This is a genomic window from Flavobacterium sp. LMO6, from assembly GCF_009495795.1.
Taxonomy (GTDB): domain Bacteria; phylum Bacteroidota; class Bacteroidia; order Flavobacteriales; family Flavobacteriaceae; genus Flavobacterium.
This window is the reverse complement of sequence record NZ_WIBH01000013.1, coordinates 1-20,462: the sequence shown is the minus strand read 5'-3', so window position 1 is coordinate 20,462 and position 20,462 is coordinate 1. Positions and strand designations below refer to the sequence as shown.

The 20,462-nt window shown below is 31.9% G+C and carries 17 protein-coding genes; 11 read left to right on the top strand and 6 right to left on the bottom strand.

Annotated features, from left to right (window positions below):
- Positions 1-35: 35 nt before the first annotated feature.
- Entirely contained in the window at positions 36-1,064 is a 1,029-nt protein-coding gene (gene meaB / locus GFJ99_RS12065) for a methylmalonyl Co-A mutase-associated GTPase MeaB (RefSeq protein WP_370514064.1), read from the bottom strand.
- 156 nt (positions 1,065-1,220) lie between these two features.
- On the opposite strand from meaB, the gene GFJ99_RS12060 reads away from it, so the two are divergent.
- Together GFJ99_RS12060 and GFJ99_RS12055 are read left to right on the top strand one after the other, a co-directional pair.
- Positions 1,221-2,132: an AEC family transporter gene (locus tag GFJ99_RS12060; protein WP_153209134.1), complete on the top strand. Its 912-nt coding sequence runs from the start codon at positions 1,221-1,223 to the stop codon at positions 2,130-2,132.
- Between the two features lie 188 nt (positions 2,133-2,320).
- Positions 2,321-3,718: an FAD-binding oxidoreductase gene (locus GFJ99_RS12055; protein ID WP_153209132.1), complete on the top strand. Its 1,398-nt coding sequence runs from the start codon at positions 2,321-2,323 to the stop codon at positions 3,716-3,718.
- 5 nt (positions 3,719-3,723) lie between these two features.
- Here the strand turns inward: GFJ99_RS12055 and GFJ99_RS12050 are convergent, their stop codons facing one another.
- The 3 genes from GFJ99_RS12050 to GFJ99_RS12040 are packed head-to-tail and all read right to left on the bottom strand — an operon-like array spanning position 3,724 to position 4,973.
- Positions 3,724-3,993 carry a hypothetical protein gene (locus GFJ99_RS12050; protein WP_153209130.1) on the bottom strand — a complete coding sequence of 90 codons (270 nt, stop codon included), beginning with the start codon at positions 3,991-3,993 and terminating at the stop codon, positions 3,724-3,726.
- A gap of 1 nt (position 3,994) precedes the next feature.
- Positions 3,995-4,399, bottom strand: a complete 405-nt coding sequence (locus tag GFJ99_RS12045; protein ID WP_153209128.1) for a hypothetical protein — start codon at positions 4,397-4,399, stop codon at positions 3,995-3,997.
- A 1-nt stretch (position 4,400) separates the two neighbouring features.
- Complete coding sequence (locus tag GFJ99_RS12040; RefSeq protein WP_008253956.1) at positions 4,401-4,973, bottom strand: hypothetical protein; 573 nt, start codon at positions 4,971-4,973, stop codon at positions 4,401-4,403.
- 260 nt (positions 4,974-5,233) lie between these two features.
- Here GFJ99_RS12040 and GFJ99_RS12035 point away from each other — a divergent pair, with 260 nt between their 5' ends.
- The 7 genes from GFJ99_RS12035 to GFJ99_RS12005 all read left to right on the top strand — a co-directional run bounded on the left by GFJ99_RS12035 (position 5,234) and on the right by GFJ99_RS12005 (position 14,278).
- Positions 5,234-5,812: a cytochrome b/b6 domain-containing protein gene (locus tag GFJ99_RS12035; RefSeq protein ID WP_153209191.1), complete on the top strand. Its 579-nt coding sequence runs from the start codon at positions 5,234-5,236 to the stop codon at positions 5,810-5,812.
- A gap of 156 nt (positions 5,813-5,968) precedes the next feature.
- Positions 5,969-6,634, top strand: a complete 666-nt coding sequence (locus tag GFJ99_RS12030; RefSeq protein WP_153209126.1) for a hypothetical protein — start codon at positions 5,969-5,971, stop codon at positions 6,632-6,634.
- Between the two features lie 175 nt (positions 6,635-6,809).
- Positions 6,810-7,364, top strand: a complete 555-nt coding sequence (locus GFJ99_RS12025) for a DUF2975 domain-containing protein (RefSeq protein WP_153209124.1) — start codon at positions 6,810-6,812, stop codon at positions 7,362-7,364.
- 3 nt (positions 7,365-7,367) lie between these two features.
- On the top strand, positions 7,368-7,574 hold the full coding sequence (locus GFJ99_RS12020; RefSeq protein WP_153209122.1) for a helix-turn-helix transcriptional regulator: 207 nt from the start codon (positions 7,368-7,370) through the stop codon (positions 7,572-7,574).
- A gap of 137 nt (positions 7,575-7,711) precedes the next feature.
- Positions 7,712-8,206 (top strand): hypothetical protein, encoded by a 495-nt coding sequence (locus GFJ99_RS12015; RefSeq protein ID WP_153209120.1) that lies wholly within the window; start codon positions 7,712-7,714, stop codon positions 8,204-8,206.
- Positions 8,207-8,324: 118 nt separating this feature from the next.
- A complete protein-coding gene (locus GFJ99_RS12010; RefSeq protein WP_153209119.1) occupies positions 8,325-8,639 on the top strand; it encodes an HPF/RaiA family ribosome-associated protein in 315 nt (104 codons plus the stop codon).
- Between the two features lie 362 nt (positions 8,640-9,001).
- Entirely contained in the window at positions 9,002-14,278 is a 5,277-nt protein-coding gene (locus GFJ99_RS12005) for a GEVED domain-containing protein (RefSeq protein WP_153209117.1), read from the top strand.
- Between the two features lie 124 nt (positions 14,279-14,402).
- Here the strand turns inward: GFJ99_RS12005 and GFJ99_RS12000 are convergent, their stop codons facing one another.
- Positions 14,403-17,033 carry a valine--tRNA ligase gene (locus tag GFJ99_RS12000; protein WP_040470153.1) on the bottom strand — a complete coding sequence of 877 codons (2,631 nt, stop codon included), beginning with the start codon at positions 17,031-17,033 and terminating at the stop codon, positions 14,403-14,405.
- A gap of 197 nt (positions 17,034-17,230) precedes the next feature.
- Between GFJ99_RS12000 and GFJ99_RS11995 the strand changes: the two genes are divergently transcribed.
- Positions 17,231-17,656, top strand: coding sequence for a DUF1573 domain-containing protein (locus GFJ99_RS11995; protein WP_162523976.1), 426 nt, complete (start codon positions 17,231-17,233; stop codon positions 17,654-17,656).
- Between the two features lie 35 nt (positions 17,657-17,691).
- Here the strand turns inward: GFJ99_RS11995 and GFJ99_RS11990 are convergent, their stop codons facing one another.
- On the bottom strand, positions 17,692-19,011 hold the full coding sequence (locus tag GFJ99_RS11990; protein WP_008253965.1) for a PDZ domain-containing protein: 1,320 nt from the start codon (positions 19,009-19,011) through the stop codon (positions 17,692-17,694).
- A 125-nt stretch (positions 19,012-19,136) separates the two neighbouring features.
- On the opposite strand from GFJ99_RS11990, the gene GFJ99_RS11985 reads away from it, so the two are divergent.
- Entirely contained in the window at positions 19,137-20,330 is a 1,194-nt protein-coding gene (locus tag GFJ99_RS11985) for a pyridoxal phosphate-dependent aminotransferase (protein WP_008253966.1), read from the top strand.
- Positions 20,331-20,462: the final 132 nt, after the last annotated feature.

The window sequence follows — 20,462 nt, the reverse complement described above, 5'->3', positions numbered from 1 at the left end:
AAAGTGTTCAGATTTAGAATAATTATTTTTCCTAATTACTCTTTAGAAAAATATTGTTCCAACAAACTCATGGCCGCTGCAAAAGGTGACAATTCATTTTTTTGCACGGCTTTTTTGTTTTCTTCTAGTAGTTGAATGATATTTGGATGATTGTAAAAGTGCGATTTCAATTGTTCGTTTATGGTTTCCATCATCCAAAATTGGTTTTGATTTTGACGTTTATCTTCGAAATAATGATTTGCTTTTACCAATTCCAAATACTCAGAAATAATTTCCCAAATCGCATCAATTCCTGTTTGTTCATAAGCGCTACAAGTGGTAACTTTTGGAATCCAACCCGAAGATTTAGCAGGAAATAAATGCAAGGCTCTGTTGAATTCGGTTTTAGCTAATTTGGCTTTCGCAATATTATCGCCATCCGCTTTATTAATTACAATAGTATCTGCCATTTCCATAATACCGCGTTTGATTCCTTGCAACTCATCACCAGCACCAGAAATTTTTAACAACAAAAAGAAATCGACCATACTATGCACAGCAGTTTCGCTTTGCCCTACTCCAACGGTTTCAATAATTATGGTATCAAATCCACAAGCTTCGCACAAAATAATAGATTCACGCGTTTTTCTAGCAACACCGCCTAAAGTATCACCCGAAGCACTTGGTCTAATGAATGCATTTTCATCTTTTACCAATTCTTCCATGCGGGTTTTATCACCCAAAATACTTCCGTGACTGATGGACGAACTTGGGTCAACCGCTAAAACAGCCACTTTCTTTCCGATGGAAGTTAAATATTTTCCAAAAGCTTCAATAAACGTACTTTTTCCAACGCCAGGAACGCCGGTAATTCCTATACGAACGGAATTATTCGCATGTAGCAAACAACCTTTAATTACTTCGTTTGCTTTTGTTAAATGTTCCGGATTAGTACTTTCTACCAAAGTTATTGCCCGACTTAAAGCTGTTTTATCACCTTTTAAAATTCCAGCAATCAGTTCTTCTGCCGAAGGTTGTTTCCTTCGAAATTGTTGAATTTGCGTGGCTACAACACTACTAAGCATTTCGGGTTGGTTTACGCCATGAATTTCTGAAAGTGCCGATTTTTTATTAGGTGTTTTCAAAAGAATAATTGCTTTGTGTAAAAATACAAAAATTGTAGGAATATAAAACATCGTAGTCTTTATGTTTAATTATCTTTGTATTCTTGATTTCGATACATGGAAAACATCCTACTTTTATTTTTATGTTTGATTTTGGGCGTTGCGCTTCAAAAAGTGCCACAATTTCCTAAAAACGCTTATCAAAGTTTGAATCAATTCGTGATTTACGTATCGCTTCCTGCTTTGGCGTTGTATTACATTCCAAAAATTACCATTTCAATTGCTTTGCTTTATCCTATTGGAATTGCGTGGTTGGGTTTCGGATTATCGTTTGTATTTTTTTATGCTTTGGGAACCTATTTTAAATGGTCGAAAAAGTTAACTGGTTGTTTAATTTTAACCGGAGGATTGAGCAATACTTCCTTTGTAGGATTTCCAATTATTGAAGCTTTATATGGTGCCGAAGGATTGAAAACAGCCATCATTGTTGACCAACCCGGTTCCTTCGTAGTTGTAACCACTTTAGGAATTTTAGTCGCAGCTAGTTTCTCTAGAGGCAATTTAAGTACATCTGAAATCATTTTAAAAATTGTAAAATTTCCACCTTTCATCGCTTTTACAATTGCACTTTGTTGTACTATTTTCTCTTTAGAATTTCCAGAAGCGTTACAAAATTCCTTTTTAAGAATTGGAAATACCGTAACTCCAGTTGCTTTAGTAGCCGTTGGATTGCAATTAAAAATTGATACCCAAAGCAAACATTGGTCTTTTTTAACCTTGGGATTGCTTTTCAAATTGATTTTGATGCCCGCTTTTTTTATATTACTTTATAAAATGGTATTAGGCGGAAAAGGATTAGAAATCGATGTTTCTATTATGGAATCTGCGATGGCACCCATGATAACCGGAGCTATTTTAGCTTCTAACTACGGATTAAAACCGAAATTAAGCAGCATGATGATTGGGATAGGGATTCCGTTGTCGTTGTTGACCGTGGCTTTTTGGTATTGGGTTTTGAATAGTTTTTAAATAATAAACACATAGTCTCATTAGTTTTGCTTCGCGTTTAGTTAGCCCGAAGTTTCGGACGTTTCACTTTTGCATAGTTTACATATTAGAAATCATATAAATTTAAGCTACTTACATGATTAATTTCCTATGTATCTATGTGTTAAAAATAACACACATTTATTATCTTTACACTTCAATTTTATACCATGAATCCAGAAATTTTACTTGCGCTTGAGAACATTGTAGGTTCGGCTTATATTTTTACTGATGAAACTACTCGTAAAACCTATGGTCATGACGAAACGGAAGATTTGAGTTTTCCGCCTCATGTTGTAGTAAAGCCTGCCAATACAGAAGAAGTTGCGCAAATTTTAAACGTTTCGAATACCTATAAAATTCCAACAACACCAATTGGTGCGCGTACGGGTTTGAGTGGTGGTGCTTTGTCTATTTATGGTGGCATTGCAATTTCGATGGAGCGATTTAATAAAATTATTGAAATTGATGAGAAAAATTTGCAAGTAACCACAGAACCTGGAGTAATTACGCAAGTTTTACGTGAAGCTGTTACCGAGAAAGGTTTGTTTTATCCCGTAGATCCAAGTAGCATGGGAAGTTGTTGGATTGGTGGAAATATCGCTGAAAATTCAGGTGGCGCAAGAGCTTTGAAATATGGTGTTACAAAAGATTATGTACTAAATTTAGAAGTGGTTTTGCCCACTGGTGATATTATTTGGACAGGTGCCAATACCTTAAAAAATTCAACGGGTTACAACTTAACACAATTGATGATTGGTAGCGAGGGAACATTAGGAATTGTAACTAAAGCGGTTTTAAAACTTTTACCACAAAACAAACATAACATTTTACTTTTAGTTCCTTTTTATCAAGCGGAACAAGCATGTGAAGCCGTTTCAGCAATTTTTAGAGCTGGAATTATTCCTAGTGCAATCGAATTTATGGAACGCGATGCTATTGATTGGACATTGAAATTTGTTTCAGATTTGAATGTAGAAGTAAAAGACGACGTTCAAGCGCATTTGCTGATTGAAGTAGATGGTAATTATCCTGAAATTTTGATGCAAGAAGCCGAACAAATTTTGGCAGTGGTAGAACAATTTGAAATTGATGAAGTATTGTTTGCCGATACAGAGGAACAAAAAAATGCCCTTTGGAAAATGCGTCGTTCTGTGGCGGAAGCGGTGAAAGCGAATTCGATTTATAAAGAAGAAGATACGGTAGTGCCACGATATGAATTACCTAAATTATTAAAAGGTATCAAAGAAATTGGTGCTAAATATGGTTTTCAATCGGTGTGTTATGGACATGCGGGCGATGGTAATTTACACGTAAACATCATCAAAGGCAACATGACCGATGCCAATTGGAAAACCGAAGTTCCAAAAGGGATTCGTGAAATTTTTGAATTGACAGTTGGTTTAAAAGGAACGCTTTCTGGCGAACATGGCATTGGTTTGGTACAAAAAAACTATATGGATATCGCGTTTTCAAAAGTACATTTAGAATTAATGGAACGCATTAAAGCCATTTTTGACCCCAATAATGTGTTGAATCCTGGGAAGATTTTTCCTGATGGGGAATGATTAATTTAATTCTTAGAAAACTTTTTAAAAATCACAAAGCCTATTAAACTTCCTACTAAAAAAGAAACGATAAAATTTGTCAAATTTGGTTCGGGATGTCCGTTACTTCCAGGATAAGCTGTAAAGAATAAACTCATGATGAAATTCATTTTATGAGAATGATAATAACATAGGTCTGGGATTAATAAATAGTATAAAACTGTAAAGCTAAAAATTGAAGCAATAAAACCTCCAATAATTATAAATAACCATTTATTAAAATTTGTGTATTTCATTTTACTTTGAACTTAAAAACTCCACCAAATTGGCATCTGCATTTTTGAACGTTGGCGCTTGTTCATCAATCCTTGCCACGCGTTTTTTGTTTAATTTCAGGTTAATATCAGCTTCAGTTGTAAATAACAAAGCAGATAAAAACGGATTGTTGATGTGCGGAATTAACTCCGCTTCTAAATCGTCTAAATTGCAAATTTTAATCAATTCTTGCTTTTCGGTGGTGTAAATTTTATACGTCATCGACAATTTTAAGATATTGTCTTCTACGATAGTTTTTACGTAAATATTTTGTAATTCTGGGTTTCCAACAGTTTTAGCTAGCGTTAATTTAGCAAAAGTACCATTGGCGATACTGGCTCTAACTTGGTTGAAAAATTCGGTGTATGTAATTGTATTTTCGCTCATTTTATAATCCTAAGGCTTTTACTATTTTCTCATTAAAAATCATAGAAAACATTTTATTTTCTTTGTCTTTATTTAAAAATTTCCATTTATTTTTTGTGGCATCATCCGCAACAGCAATTAGTGTAGAACGCATTTCAATTCGGAATGAATTATTTGCTTTATCATATGTTACTTTATCGGCTTCCATAGATGATTTAAAAATTCCTACCATAGAATCTGCATCTTCCATTGGAGCTTTAAACTTCATAATCATTACATTATTATAGTTAACAAAGCAAAACGATTTATCTTCAATTTTTTTAATTTCACCAAAAGAAAAATCTGGTTCAACTTCAACCAATTTGATAGAAAATTGTTCGTTTTCCATCATTTGTCCAAACATTGTTTTCATTTGATCTTGCGGAATAATTTCAAAAACTTTTGGATAAGTAGTTTCAAAAATATCGTCAAAATTCATATTTACACTCGCTTTGTACGATTTTAGTGCTTCGGTTTTAAGTGAAGTCATATCTTGAGCGGTAACTAGAATAGTTTGAAAAAGGATAAAAGCGAATAAAAGAATTTTAGATTTCATTTTGGGAGTTTTATAATTTTATCAAAGATAGTTAGTTTAATTTAAATATTTAATAATTGGCTTACAGATGAACTCGTTTTAGGGATAGTTTTTCAGACTTAGATAGAAGATTTAACGAAGTTAAAATACCTTTTTGTAACCATATGGAAAAGAAAGATTTCGTAAAGGGAGAAAAAACTATGTAAACGTGTGTTTCAAAATAAAATAATTTTAAACCTTAAAACTATTCCTTACATTTGAATAACATAAAACATTATATCATGGAAGCCCGAAATTATTCTAAAGTCTACCGTATTTTACATTGGTTAATTGCTTTTACTTTTCTTTTCTTGTTACTGACTATTTTTTTACGCAAAACTTGGATGGAAAAAAATCATGTAGCTGGAATAATTCAGGCGTTTTTAACTGATAATGGCTATTCGGCTTTATCGCAAGACGATGCAATTGTATTGGCAAAAAAAATCAGAAAACCCATGTGGAATTGGCATATCTATTTTGGTTTTGTGTTAACTGGATTGTATTGTATTCGTTTAGCAGTGCCATTTTTTGGAGAAATGAAATTTTCTTCTCCTTTTAAAGCTGGATTAGATGCAAAAATCAAATTTCAATTTTGGGTTTATATTGTATTTTATGTATGTACTGCTATTTCATTAATTAGTGGTTTGTTAATTGAATTTGGTCCTAAAACTATAAAAGACCCAATGGAAGAAATACATGTTCTTTCATTATACTATTTACTTGGATTTATGATATTGCATTTTGGAGGTGTTTTACTTGCCGAATGTACTACAGAAAAAGGATTGATTTCAAGAGTAATTAGCGGAAGTAAAAAAGAGTAAAACCTAACATTCTTTTTGAACTATCTTAAATAGTGTCTGTAGTAAGTTTACAAAACTACTAAACAACTATTTTTTAAAAAAATTGGCAAAAATTAATTTGATAGTAAAATACTACAAAACTTTTTTTATATTTGGTATATAACTAATACTAACTTTATGACAAGAGAAGAACATGTAGCTATTTGTAAACTGTGTACAAACCGAAAAATGGATATTGAACAAGGTATTCTTTGCAAGATTACAGATGATAAAGCCAATTTTATTGGAGAATGTAAAGATTTTACAAAAGACCATTCCGTACAGGTTGACCAATTCATTGAAACCGCTGATCCTTTAACGGCTCAGGAAATCCAATTAAGTGAAAAAGCTTTAGATAAGTTAAGAAGTGAACAAAATTTAGGTCTTGGAATAGGAACAAGTTTATTAGTTGGTTTATTAGGAGCCGCACTTTGGGCTGCAATAACGGTTGCAACAGAATTTCAAATTGGCTATATGGCAGTAGCAATTGGTGCAGGAGTTGGATATACATTACGTTATTTTGGAAAAGGAATTGACCAAATTTACGGAATTTCAGGTGCTGTAATAGCTGTTTTAAGTTGTTTTATAGGGAATTTCCTTTCCTTAATTGGTTTTGTTGCTAATGCTGAAGGCATAGGTTATATTGAAACCTTATTAGGAATTGATTATTCTTTAGTTCCAACTGCAATGAAAGAATCATTTAGTATTATGGATATTTTATTCTACGGAATTGCAGGATATGAAGGTTACAAATTTGCTTTTAGAGTATTTACAAATGAAGATTTGAGTAAATTAGAAAATTAATAATCAGATTAAAAATATTTTAAAACTCCCGACTACTATATCGGGAGTTTTTTTATTCCCAAAACCCAACCAAACACAACTGTTTTATAATATTTATCAAAAAATAGTATATTTTTATTGTTTTTCAATAAATTTTTATTGAAATTTGCATCATCAACTTTTAATATTTACAAATATGGAAATTAAAATTAGTGCACAACAGATGCTAAATGTATTGTATGTATTGTCCTGGATTATCTTTATTGGGCTTAGTATAGATGCGGGTGGTTTTTTAGTGAACACCTTTTTTACTTTGTTTATTAATTCAGTAAGCTCTTCTTATTTTTGGAATCATATTGATTTGTCTTCGTTGTATCAATTTAACCAAAGCTATTTTGTTACGCTCACTTCACTTATTAGTATTGTGGCGGTTTTAAAAGCAATTCTATTTTATTTAATTATAAAAATTATTCACGATAAAAAATTAAATTTAGCACAACCTTTTAATAAAGAGGTCTATCGTTTTATTTTTAGTGTAGCATATTTGACATTAGGAATTGGTTTTTTTGCCATATGGGGAAGTAATTTTTCGGAAAAAATAATACAACAAGGCGTTACTATTCCATCAATACAACATTTAAAAATAGCGGGTGGCGATGTGTGGCTGTTTATGGGGATTACATTGTTAGTCATAGCACAAATTTTTAAGCGCGGTATAGAAATTCAGGAAGAAAACGAATTAACAGTTTAAATTATGGCAATAGTAGTAAACTTAGATGTAATGATGGCAAAACGAAAAATGTCGCTCAACGAACTTTCTGAAAAAGTAGACATTACCTTAGCTAATTTATCCATTTTAAAAACCGGAAAGGCTAAAGCAGTGCGTTTTAGTACGCTAGAAGCCATTTGCAAAGTGTTAGATTGTCAACCAGGTGATATTTTAGAATTTGTAGCTGATTAAATAATACTTAGATCGATGCGCTATTTAAATTAAAATCTGTCGCTTTTTTGTATCTTTGACATCAATAACGAACTGTGTTTAGAAGGTTGAATGAAACCGCTTAATGCCGATTCAGAAAACTAAAAAAACAAACAATTATGGCAGTTCAAATTTGTTCTTGCGAAGGTTTAAATGCAAAATGTGCAAAGTGCTTTGGCAGTGGCTACATAAATACCAACGAACCTGAAAAAATAGCAAAACCCGAAAAAAAAGAAAAAAAAGACTTTGTAGTTTCATTTCTTCCTAATGATTTAAGTACATTACAACGAAAAGAAATTGAAAATATAGCCTCTAAAATTATTGATAGCTTAGATTTAAAATCTAAAAAGCAAATGCAAATACTGCATTCCATTCCATTTAACACAACAACTTTTAGAAGAGATTTTAAAGATAAATTTGAAACTTTAAAAAAAATGGAAAATGAAAAGCAGTTTTTAAGAAATGACCTTGATATTATTTCAAAAGAATTAAGCACAAAAAAATATAGTACTCATTTTAATTTTGGCCATTTTTTGTCAGATAAAGTTATTGATGTTACTTCTAACCGTGACCTTAAAACGTTAATTAGAGAATATAAAAAACTTAAGCGTTAAAAATAACGGCAAAGTATAGGTTTTCTTAATCAAGATTATGTTAATTATTAAATGCTTATTTTGATTTACGAATTAATTTTCGTAACTTTAAGTATTATTAATTTAACACTATTAAATCATGTTAGTACAAATAAACACCGATAAAAATATTGAAGGTAGCAGCCGTTTGGTTGAATTTTTCACTACAGAAATAAACAACGAATTGTCTAGATTTGACAATCTTGTTACCCGAGTTGAAGTTCATGTAAGCGACGAAAACGCGAACAAAACTGGAAAAAACGATAAAAAATGTGTTATTGAAGCACGAATTGAAAAAAAACAACCTATAGCTGTAACTGCTTTTGCTGATACTACTGAAAAAGCATTTTTTGAAGCACTTGGAAAAGTAGAGCGCACTTTAGATTCTGCTTTAGAAAAAATAAAAGAACATTAAACGTTAATGTTCTTTTATTTTAAAACACCTCCTTTTTGGAGGTGTTTTTTTTTGTTTAATTTCTTAATTAAGTAATAATAATTTAATAAATCTTTCAAAAAAACACCTTAATAATAATGATTTTCATATAAAAAAACTTTATTCTATATCAATATAAACTTTATATCGTTAAAATATTGCATTTAATCGATTATTTCATCGACCTATATTAAAAAAGAATACATTTACAATCGTAATCAGTTATTCTTAAATAAGATACAGTTATTCTACGTAAGTACCAACTTATTACTTAATACTCAACTTTTATAGTTGGTATTAACCTTCCCCTACATATTTAATTTTAAAAAATAAATTCATTTTATATGGGAAAGTTATGCTTTAAAACCTTCAATACTACTTTTAATATTGATGAAAAAAAAATCTTAAAAAGAAGAAAATACTCTTTTTTTTCTGGTGCTAATTCAATTTTCAAAATTCTAATTATTACTTTATCGTTTTTTGTTTTAGGAATTGGAAGTATTTATGGACAAACAACCGTTGGCCCCAATAATACTGGTACAGGTACTAATATGACTGATTTAGGTACAGTTGCCTGGAATAACCCAACAAGAATTTATACAAGTAATAATTCTAGATCAACTACCAATACTTTGGCTAGTACTATAACTTCTAATTATTTGAGAGCTTCAAATTTTGGATTTTCTATTCCTGCGAATGCAACAATTTTGGGTGTAACAGTGAATATAGAACGCTCAGCAAGCGGAGGTGGTATTCGAGACAATGTAATTAGTTTAGTCAATAGCTCAGGTACTATAGTAGGAAATAATAAAGCTATAACTAGTACAAATTGGCCAACAACTGAAGCTGTAGCTACTTATGGAGGAGTTACGGATAATTGGAATGCCTCATTAACAGCTGCAGATATTAACAGTAGCAATTTTGGTGTTGTCTTAGCTGTATACAATAGTAATTCCAGAAACCGGACAGCCAGTGTTGATCATATTACTATTTCAGTAACTTATTCTTTACCATGTTTGAATAATTCTGTTACTTTAACAATGAATGACTCATGGGGTGACGGTTGGAATGGAGGGACTATCACTTTAACAAATGATTTAGGTGATAGTTATGGTCCTTATTCAATTGGTGGAGCTTCAGGATCTGAAACATTATGTTTACCCGATGGTTGTTATTCAATAAATATGGCTCCTGGATCATATCCAGGTGAAATTACTTGGTCTCTTTCAAACGGCATTAGTGGTAATGGAAATTATGGAAGTCAAACTAACGTGTTTACACTTGGTTCAGGTTCTTGTGGGGCAGTAACTGGTTGTACAGATCCAGCCTCTATCAATTACAATCCGCTTGCAACGATCGATGATGGGTCATGTGTTTATCCTCCATCTAATGACGATTGTGCTGGTGCAATATCTCTTACTGTAAATACAAGTTGTTCTTATACTACTTATACAAACGCTAATGCTACTTCAACATCTGGAGAACCTGCACCAAGTTGTGCTTCATATTCTGGAGGTGATGTATGGTTTAGTTTTGTTGTTCCATCTAATGGCATTGTTACAGTTGATACACAAACTGGAGTTATGACTGATAGTGGTATGGCTTGGTATACTGGAACATGTGGTTCGCTTACAGAATTAGAATGTGATGATGATGACAGTTTAAATGGTTTAATGTCATCTATTACCAGAACTGGATTAACCCCTGGAACAACTATTTATGTTCGTGTTTGGGAATTTGGAAATAACAATAATGGTACGTTTGGAATATGTGTTACCTCACCTCCAAGCCCAACTATAACAAATTTAAGTAATTCTTCAGGATGCCAAGGTTCAACATTGGTTATTAATGGTACAAATTTATCTGGAGCTACAGCGGTAACTATTGGTGGTACTGCTGCAACAATAACAGGAAATACTGCTACTTCAGTAACCGTTACCGTTGGTTCAGGTACAACAGGAACTGTACAAGTGACAACACCAAATGGATCTGCAACCTCATCACAAACTTTTACTATTATTGCAAATCCTGTTATAAATACTCAACCAATTGATACAAGCATTTGTACTTCAGGTACAGTAACTTTTAATGTTGAAGCTACTGGTGTAACTATTTATCAATGGAGACGAAATGGCGTAAATCTTACTGAAGGAGGTATATATAGTGGTGTAGATACTGCTACATTAACAATTACTAATCCAGCTGCTGGAGATGCAGGAAATTTTGATGTAGTTGTAAGTAATGGCAGTTGCTCGGTTACTTCTACAGTTGGTTCATTAACAATTCTTTCTCAAACTCCTTCAATTACAACAAATCCATCAAATACAACTGTTGCTGGTGGAACTAATACTTCATTTACAGTAGTAGCATCAAATACTCCTATTAGTTACACATGGGAAGTAAGTACAAATGGAGGAACCAGTTGGTCAACCGTTTCTAATGGTGGTGTTTATTCAACTGCTACAACAGCTACTTTAACAATTACAGGTGTAACTTTTAGCATGAATGGATATTTATATAGAGCAAGTGCAACAAATATTTGTGGTACTTCTTCTTTTTCAAATAGTGCTACTTTAACAGTTACATATTGTTCACCTACATCGACATATACCTCTGATTACATTTCAGGATTTTCAACAACTGGAGGTATAACTAATATTAATAACACTCCAACTACACTTTCAGGAACTGGTTATGGTGATTTTTATTCAACAATCTCAGCAAGTCAATATGCTGGTGGTGTTTTAAACTTTGCTGAAACTTATAACGGTGGATCACATGGCCTAAGTATTTGGGTTGATTTTAATAACAATGGTGTTTTTGAAGTTACAGAAAGATTGTATAATGCAACAGCAACAGCTACTGGTTTTACTGGTACAATAACAATACCTGTTGGTACTCCTCTTGGAGATTATAGAATGCGCGTTAGAGCTTGGTGGAATAGTTTAAATCCAGATCCTTGTTCAAATATTTCATTTGGAGAAGCCGAGGATTATAAGTTATCCGTGGTTTCTGAACCTGACCCAATTACCATTACACCATCTGGTTCAACTACAATTTGTAATGGAAACTCTGTAGATTTAACTGCTTCAAGTAGTGCTTCATATACCTATAGCTGGTCTCCTGCTACAGGATTAAACACAACTACTGGCGCAACAGTAACAGCCAATCCATCAACAACTACAACCTATACTGTTTCAGGTGATAATGGTGCAGGAATGACAAACACACAGACAATAACAATTACAGTTAATCCTGCGCCAGCAGATGTTGTAATAGCTAATTCAGATGAAACAGTATGTAAGAATACTGTACAAACATTAAGTGCAAGTGGGGGCGATTTTATCAATGTTTCTATCCTAACTGAAGATTTTAACGGAGCTGTAACTGGATGGACTCAATCAAATAATTCTACTGGCGGAACACCTGCAAATGCTGCTTGGGCTCTATATTTATCGGGCGCTTCGTTTTTTAGCAATGATAATACAGATTTTGTAATGTCAAATAGTGATAGTCAAGGATCAGGAGGCACAACAGATACTTCATTAACCTCTCCTGCTTTTAGTTTAGAAGGTTTTACCACTGCAACTTTAAATTTCTATCATTATTTTAATAATTTAGGTGCAACAGATATTGCAAAAGTACAAATTAGCACAAATGGTGTAACATGGATAGATTTAGAAACTTATACTAGTGATCAAGGCTCAGCAACAAATTTTGCATTAAAAACAATTAATCTTGATTCTTACATCGGTAATCCATCAATTCAAATAAGATTTCAGTATAATGCTTCTTGGGCTTGGTATTGGGCAATAGACAATTTTAGTATCGTTGGAACTGGACAAAATATAACTTGGTCTCCAACAACTGATTTATACACTGATGAGGCTTGTACTACTGCTTATACTGGTGGTCATGCTACAGATTTATGGGCAAAACCAACAGCAACTCGTACTTATACTGCTACATCAACATTAGGAAGTTGTCCAAAAACAGACACAGTAACCTTAACAGTTGAATCAGCAACATACAATGGGTCATGGTCGAGTGCTCCTGCAGCTAATAAAGAATTAATATTTAATGGAAATTTTAGCTCAACAGAGAGCCTAGAAGGTTGTAGTTGTACTGTAAATTCTGGAAATGTTATCATTAATTCAAATCATACTATTAAATTGTTAGATGCAATTACGGTTACTGGTGGTAGTATAATATTTGAAAACAATAGTTCTTTAATACAAATTAATGATGTAACAAATACAGGAAATATAACATATAAGAGAACATCACCTCAAACTGTTTTAAACACTGATTATGTTTATTGGTCTTCACCAGTAAGCAGTCAAACCGTACCAAGTACTGGCTTGAATTATTTTTGGAATAATGCAGCTGGAACTAGTGGAAACTGGGTGGGTGCTGCAGGACAAGCATTAACTGCAGGAAAAGGAGTTATTATGAGAGGTATAGCAACAAGAAATTTTACTGGGGTACCTTTTAATGGTGAATTAACTGTTGATGTACACAGAAGAAATATTGCTGGTTACAATGACAACTGGAATTTAGTAGGTAATCCTTATCCTTCTGCAATTAGTGCAGATGAGTTTTTAACAGATAGTAATAATACAGCTATTGAAGGTTCAATTGCAATTTGGACACACAGTTCTCCAATATCAAGTGCAAATACAAATCCTTTCTATGGAAACTTTACTTACAATTACAGCCCAAGTGACTATATTATTTATAACTTATCTGGTTCACAATCAGGCCCTGACACCTATAATGGTTTTATTCCTGCTGGCCAAGCATTTTTTGTAAAATACGATAATGATGATAATGCTTCCCCAATTGCAGCATCAAGTACTATTAAATTTAAAAATAGTATGAGATTAGATGCATCTGGAAGTGCTTATAGTAATACTCAATTCTTCAGAAATTCTGAAAATGCAACTCAAAATATAGAAAAAAATAGAATTTGGATTGATATTGTGAATGGTGCTAATGCATACAGTAGAACAGTTGTTGGATATATTGAAAATGCAACAGATGGCAAAGATAGATTATATGACTCATCATCAAGTGTAACTCCATCAACAACATCTATTTATTCCTTAATTGGTAATGACAAAATGAGTATTCAAGGTAAAGGATTACCATTTAATAATTCAGATTTTATTTCTTTAGGATTTAATGCAGGACAAGCAGGCAATTTTACTATTGCAATACACACGTTAGATGGTTTATTTGTAAATCAAGATGTATTCTTATTAGATACTCAATTAAATGTAATTCATGAAATTAAATTGTCGCCATATACATTTACAGCGCCACAAGGAGAAAACAATACAAGATTTCAATTGATTTTCAATAATGAAACTTTAAGTAATCCAGACTTTGATACAGATAAATCAGTAATTATAGTTAATAACGATAAATTAGAAGTAATATCTAATGTTGAAAATATTGAATCAATAAAGGTATTTGACTTACTTGGTAGAACTATATACTTAAAGAACAATATCAATAATAAAGAATTCATAATACCTTTATCGCAAGAACGTGCTCCTTTAATTGTAAAAATTAAATTAGCTAATGGCATATATGTAGAACGAAAAACTTTATACTAAGATTTTTTAAACAACTTATTTACATAACTTTAAAGGCTTGAATAATATTAATTATTCAAGCCTTTTTTATTTATTTTAAAGTTTTTACAACTATAAATGAATAAGAATACATTTAATTATACTGTTATTTCAAACCCGCTAAACTTTGCTCAATCATAGCGATTTTTGCTAAAGCGTCGGCTTCTTTTTTACGTTCGTTTGCTATTACTTGTTCGGGTGCTCCCGCTACGAATTTTTCGTTAGATAATTTTCCTTGTACTGAACGTAAGAACCCTTTGGTGTAGTTTAATTCTTCAGTTAATTTAGCTACTTCAGCTTCCACATCAATATTTCCAGTAATTGGAATAAAGTATTCGTTTGATTTTACACGATACGATAATGCTCCATCTACTTTTTCATCTACATACATTAAATCAACTACGTTACCTAATTTCATGATTACAGAATCGAAATAAGTTGATGCCTTTTCGTTATTCATCACACGCAATTCAATTACATCTCTAAACGGAATGTTTTTATCTTTACGAATGGTTCTAATTCCAGAAATTACTTCGGTAGCGAAATCAAAATCGGTAATTAATTGGTCGTTATATGCTTTTACTGTTGGCCACTCACCTACTATCAACGCTTGTTCTGGAGATCTTTCTGCAATATGATGCCAAATTTCCTCTGTTAAAAACGGCATGAACGGATGTAACAATTTCAAGTTAGCTTCTAACATTTCAATTGCTTTGTCAAACGTAGCACGGTCGATTGGTTGTTGGTAACCTGGTTTTATCATTTCTAAGAACCACGAACAAAAATCGTCCCAAACCAATTTGTAAATCGCCATTAAGGCATCGGATAATCTGTATTTATCAAAATTATCTTCGATTTCGGCTAAGGTTTGTTGCAACTTCGCTTCGTACCATTCAATCGCTACTTTTGAAGATTCTGGTTGTGCAATATCAGCCACTTCCCAACCTTTGATTAGTTTGAAAGCATTCCAAATTTTATTAGAGAAACCTTTTCCTTGGTTACATAATTCTTCGTCGAATAAAATATCATTTCCTGCCGAAGCACTCAATAACAATCCCACTCGAACACCATCTGCTCCAAATTTTTCAATTAGTCCCAATGGTTCAGGTGAATTCCCTAATGATTTCGACATTTTACGACCTTGCTTATCACGAACTAATCCTGTTAAATATACGTTTGAAAATGGTTTTTCGCCTGCATATTCATAACCAGCAATAATCATACGTGCTACCCAGAAGAATAAAATATCTGGACCTGTAACTAAATCATTGGTAGGATAATAATATTTAAAATCTTCATTTTCTGGATTTAAAACACCTCCAAAAACAGCCATTGGCCATAACCATGAAGAGAACCAAGTATCAAGAGCATCAGCATCTTGACGTAAGTCACGAGTTTCGAGTTTCGGGTTACGAGTTTTTTCTTTCGCAAGCTCAAGGGCTTTTTCAATGTTTTCTGCAACTACGAAATCTTCTTTTCCATCACCAAAATAGTAAGCCGGAATTTGTTGTCCCCACCACAATTGACGCGAAATATTCCAATCGCGAATGTTGTTTAACCAATGGGCATAAGTATTATTAAAACGACTTGGATATAATTTGATTTCGTTTGATTCCAAAACCGCTTTGATAGCAGGTTTTACTAATTCTTCCATGCTTAAGAACCATTGATCTGATAATCTTGGTTCGATTACCGCTTTGGTTCTTTCAGAAGTTCCTACTTTATTTAAATGTATTTCGGTTTTAGCCAAAGCACCTTTTTCTTCTAATTCTTTGGCAATTTCTTCACGAACTACAAAACGATCTTTTCCCTGATAATGCATACCGAAAGAATTCAAAGTAGCATCTTCATTGAAAATATCGATGATTTCTAAATTGTGTTTATCACCTAAGGTTTTATCGTTGGTATCATGAGCAGGTGTTACTTTTAAACAACCTGTACCAAATTCTACATCAACATAATCATCTTCAATGATTGGAATAACTCTACCACAAATTGGAACTATTGCTTTCTTCCCTTTTAAATGTGCAAAACGCTCATCATTTGGATTGATACAAATAGCAGTATCACCAAAAATAGTTTCAGGACGTGTAGTTGCAACGGTTAAGAAATCTTCCGAACCTTCGATTTTATATTTGATGAAATATAATTTTCCTTGACGTTCTTCAAAAATTACTTCTTCGTCTGATAATGTTGTTTTAGCCTCAGGATCCCAGTTTACCATGCGATAACCACGGTAAATTAATCCTTTGTTGTATAAATCTACAAATGAGTGAATTACCGAAGCTGACATATCGTCATCCATAGTAAACTTAGTACGACTCCAATCACAAGAACAACCTAATTGTTTTAATTGCTCTAAAATGGTTCCTCCATATTTATCTGTCCATTCCCAAGCGTGCTTTAGGAATTCTTCACGAGTTAAATCATTTTTATTAATCCCTTCTTCTTTTAACTTGGCTACTACTTTAGCTTCAGTTGCAATAGAGGCATGATCTGTTCCTGGTACCCAACAAGCGTTGAAGCCTTTTAAACGCGCACGACGAATTAATACGTCTTGAATGGTGTTATTCAACATGTGTCCCATGTGTAAAACTCCCGTTACATTTGGTGGCGGAATTACAATGGTGTACGGCGTTCTGTGGTCGGGTTTAGATGTAAAATAATCGTTTTTCATCCAGTAGTCGTACCACTTTTGTTCTACTTCTTTAGCGTTGAATTGTGCAGGAATCATTATATTGTTTTCTTATTTAATTGTTGAATCGTTGAACAGATTAACTGATCTTTTTAACATTCCCAAATTTACTTTGGTATGTTTTTTGTATAACTAAGTGCAAAAGTAACTATATAGCGAAAATAAAAAAAATGTTGGGAGTAGTTTGTTGGTTGCTTTTATTTAATTAATTTTACAACAACCTATTAATTTATAAAATGATGAAAAAATTACTTGTTTATTTAACTGTTTTATTTGGAATATCTTCATTTGCTCAATCTGGTGCAAAAATTGAATTTAAAGAAGAAACCATTAATTATGGCGACGTAGAAAAAGGAAAAGATGATGGGATTCGAATTTTTGAGTTTATAAATACAGGTAATGAGCCTTTATTGATTAAAAATGTAAAATCGAGTTGTGGTTGTACTGTACCAGAATGGCCTAAAGAACCAATTGCTCCAGGAGCAAAAAGTCAAATAAAAGTGCAATACAACATGAATCCTGGTCCAATTAGCAAAACCATTACTGTAGAAAGTAATGCCATAAATAAACCAAACGGCATGGTTCCATTACGAATTAAGGGCACAGTTATTATTAAGGAAGATATTAGTCCTTTAGTAAAAAAGAAAACGTTTCCAAACTCATAAATAAAAAAGGTCCCAATTAAATTGGGACCTTTTTGCTATAGTACGTTTTCTAAATTAAATTTAAAGGTTAAAATTTCTCCGTTACGATCAACAATTATAGTTATATGTTTTCCATGCGTGGATTGAAATAAATCTACAATGCTTTGTATTGATAGTTTATTTGAATATCGATTATTTATTTTTAAAATTTTATCTCCTACAAGTAATCCTGCTTTTTCTCCTGGAGAGTTTTTACGAATGGAATAAATTTCGAAATTTGGTTTTAATTCATATGTAAAATGACTAGAATAATCATCAATATCAGAATTTTTACCTAAATTAATGACGTTCGTTGAAAAAGCATTTTCGATTTTCTCCTTAACAAAATGAAAACCGCTATGTTGTACCTCTATACCCGACATGTTATAATTAAAGGGTAAATCATACAAATTATTTTTTTTGAAATAAACTTTTTGATTTTTATAATCTAAAATCCAATTGAACCGTTTAATAACTTCCCCTCCTAAAGAGCCATTTCTATTTTGAACAATCATATTTTTATCAAAAAAACTTACATCAGGATAAGAAACTAAAACATTTTTTAAAACATCACTTTCTAAAATTACCTCTTCAACTCTAGATTTTTTACCATAAATATCACCTGAAAGGCCTTTTCCCAAATAATCTAAAAAAAAGTTTGAATTACATATTATTTTATCATTTTCAAAAAGCCATAATCCATCACCTAACCCAGTATCAAAAAGTAGCTTTAAGTCTAAATTATTTGTTTCTAATTTAGTTTTCATGAAAATATAAGGCCTATCTTTTACTATTTCAATTTTTGATTCAGTATAATTATTCTTGTTTTTGTTAATTTTTAGTTGATTGGAATTATATAAAATCATTTTTTTTCTTTGATAATCAATTTCTATTAAATGGTTTTTAAAAAAAGAACTTCCTAAAATTCCATTTATTGGAATCCCTAACTTATTAACTAAACTTATATCTCTATCGAAAACAAAAATTGCTTCAAAATCATTGTCTAAATAATTTTCAATTTGAATTCTGTTTTTTTTTGATAGATACCCTTCTACTTTTTCGCTAATTCCGGCACCTGAAATTGAAATTAAGTCAGCTTCATTTAAAACCATTGAATCATTTTCAGGCAAACTAAATACTATACTTTTAGACGCTCCTGTATCTGCTATCATTTTTAATTTAACCCCATTAAATACTACATCAACAATAATAAGATTATGTGAAAGTTCAAAAGGTATTTTTATCTTATCTCTTTTTGTATTCCAATTAACAGCATCTTGTGCAAAAGAAATTGTAGCATATAAAATCAATATGTTAAAGAAAAATATTTTTTTCATAAAAAATTTTATTCTAAGATAAGAAAAACATCAATTTAATTAATTGATTTAACATTTTTTAATAGGTTGTTTCACTAATATCACAAAAAAAAATTGCAATTTTGCGAATCTTTAAAAAACACATCATGCCAAAAGTTTCCGTTAAAGGGCAACAAATGCCAGAATCGCCAATAAGAAAATTGGTACCATATGCAGAAATTGCTAAGAAAAAAGGTAATAAAGTATACCATTTGAATATTGGACAACCCGATATTAAAACACCTGAATCAGCTTTACAAGCTGTAAAAAATGCAGACATTAAAGTATTAGAATACAGTCATTCTGCTGGTTTTGAAAGTTATAGAACTAAACTTTCTCAATATTACAAAAATCAAGGTTTACCTATAGATACTCAAGACATCATTATTACAACTGGTGGATCTGAGGCTTTATTATTTGCAATGGGAAGCACAATGGATGTAGATGATGAAATCATTATTCCTGAGCCTTTTTATGCCAATTATAATGGTTTTTCAACAGCATCAGGAGTAAAAGTTGTTCCTGTAATTTCAGGAATTGAAACAGGTTTTGCTTTACCTCCAATTGAAGCTTTTGAAAAGTTAATTACGCCTAAAACAAAAGCAATTTTAATATGTAATCCTGGTAATCCAACAGGTTATTTATATTCTCAGGAAGAAATTTTAAAGTTAGCCGAAATTGTTAAAAAGCACGATTTATTTTTAATTGCTGATGAAGTATATCGTGAATTTATTTACGATGGTGACAAACATTTTTCAGTTATGAACGTTCCCGGGATAGAAGAACATGCTATTATGATTGATTCCGTTTCTAAACGATATAGTATGTGTGGAGCTAGAATTGGTTGTATTGTATCAAAAAACAAAGAAGTAATGGCTACTGCAATGAAATTTGCTCAAGCACGTTTAAGTCCTCCAACTTATGCTCAAATTGCAAGTGAAGCTGCTTTAGAAACACCCCAAAGTTATTTTGACGATGTAATTTCAGAATATAAAGATCGTAGAGATACTTTAATTACAGAATTAAACAAAATTGAAGGTTTAAAAGTGGCTACTCCTAAAGGAGCTTTCTACTGTATTGCAAAATTACCTATAGACAATGCTGATAAATTTGCACAATGGCTATTAGAATCTTATGATTTAAATGGTGAAACTGTAATGGTAGCTCCTGCTGCAGGATTCTATTCTACTCCAAATGTTGGTTTAGATGAAGTACGTATTGCTTATGTCTTAAAGAAAGATGATTTAATAAAATCCGTACAAATTTTAAAAGAAGCTATAGCAGTATACAATAATCTTTAATAGGTTAAGCAAATAAAAAAGAGCTCATAATATATTATGAGCTCTTTTTTTATGTAAAAGTTTCAACTTATCTTATTAAAGAGAAATGGGCTTTAAATTGTTTTCCTACTCCATTTTCTGTGTAATCTAATG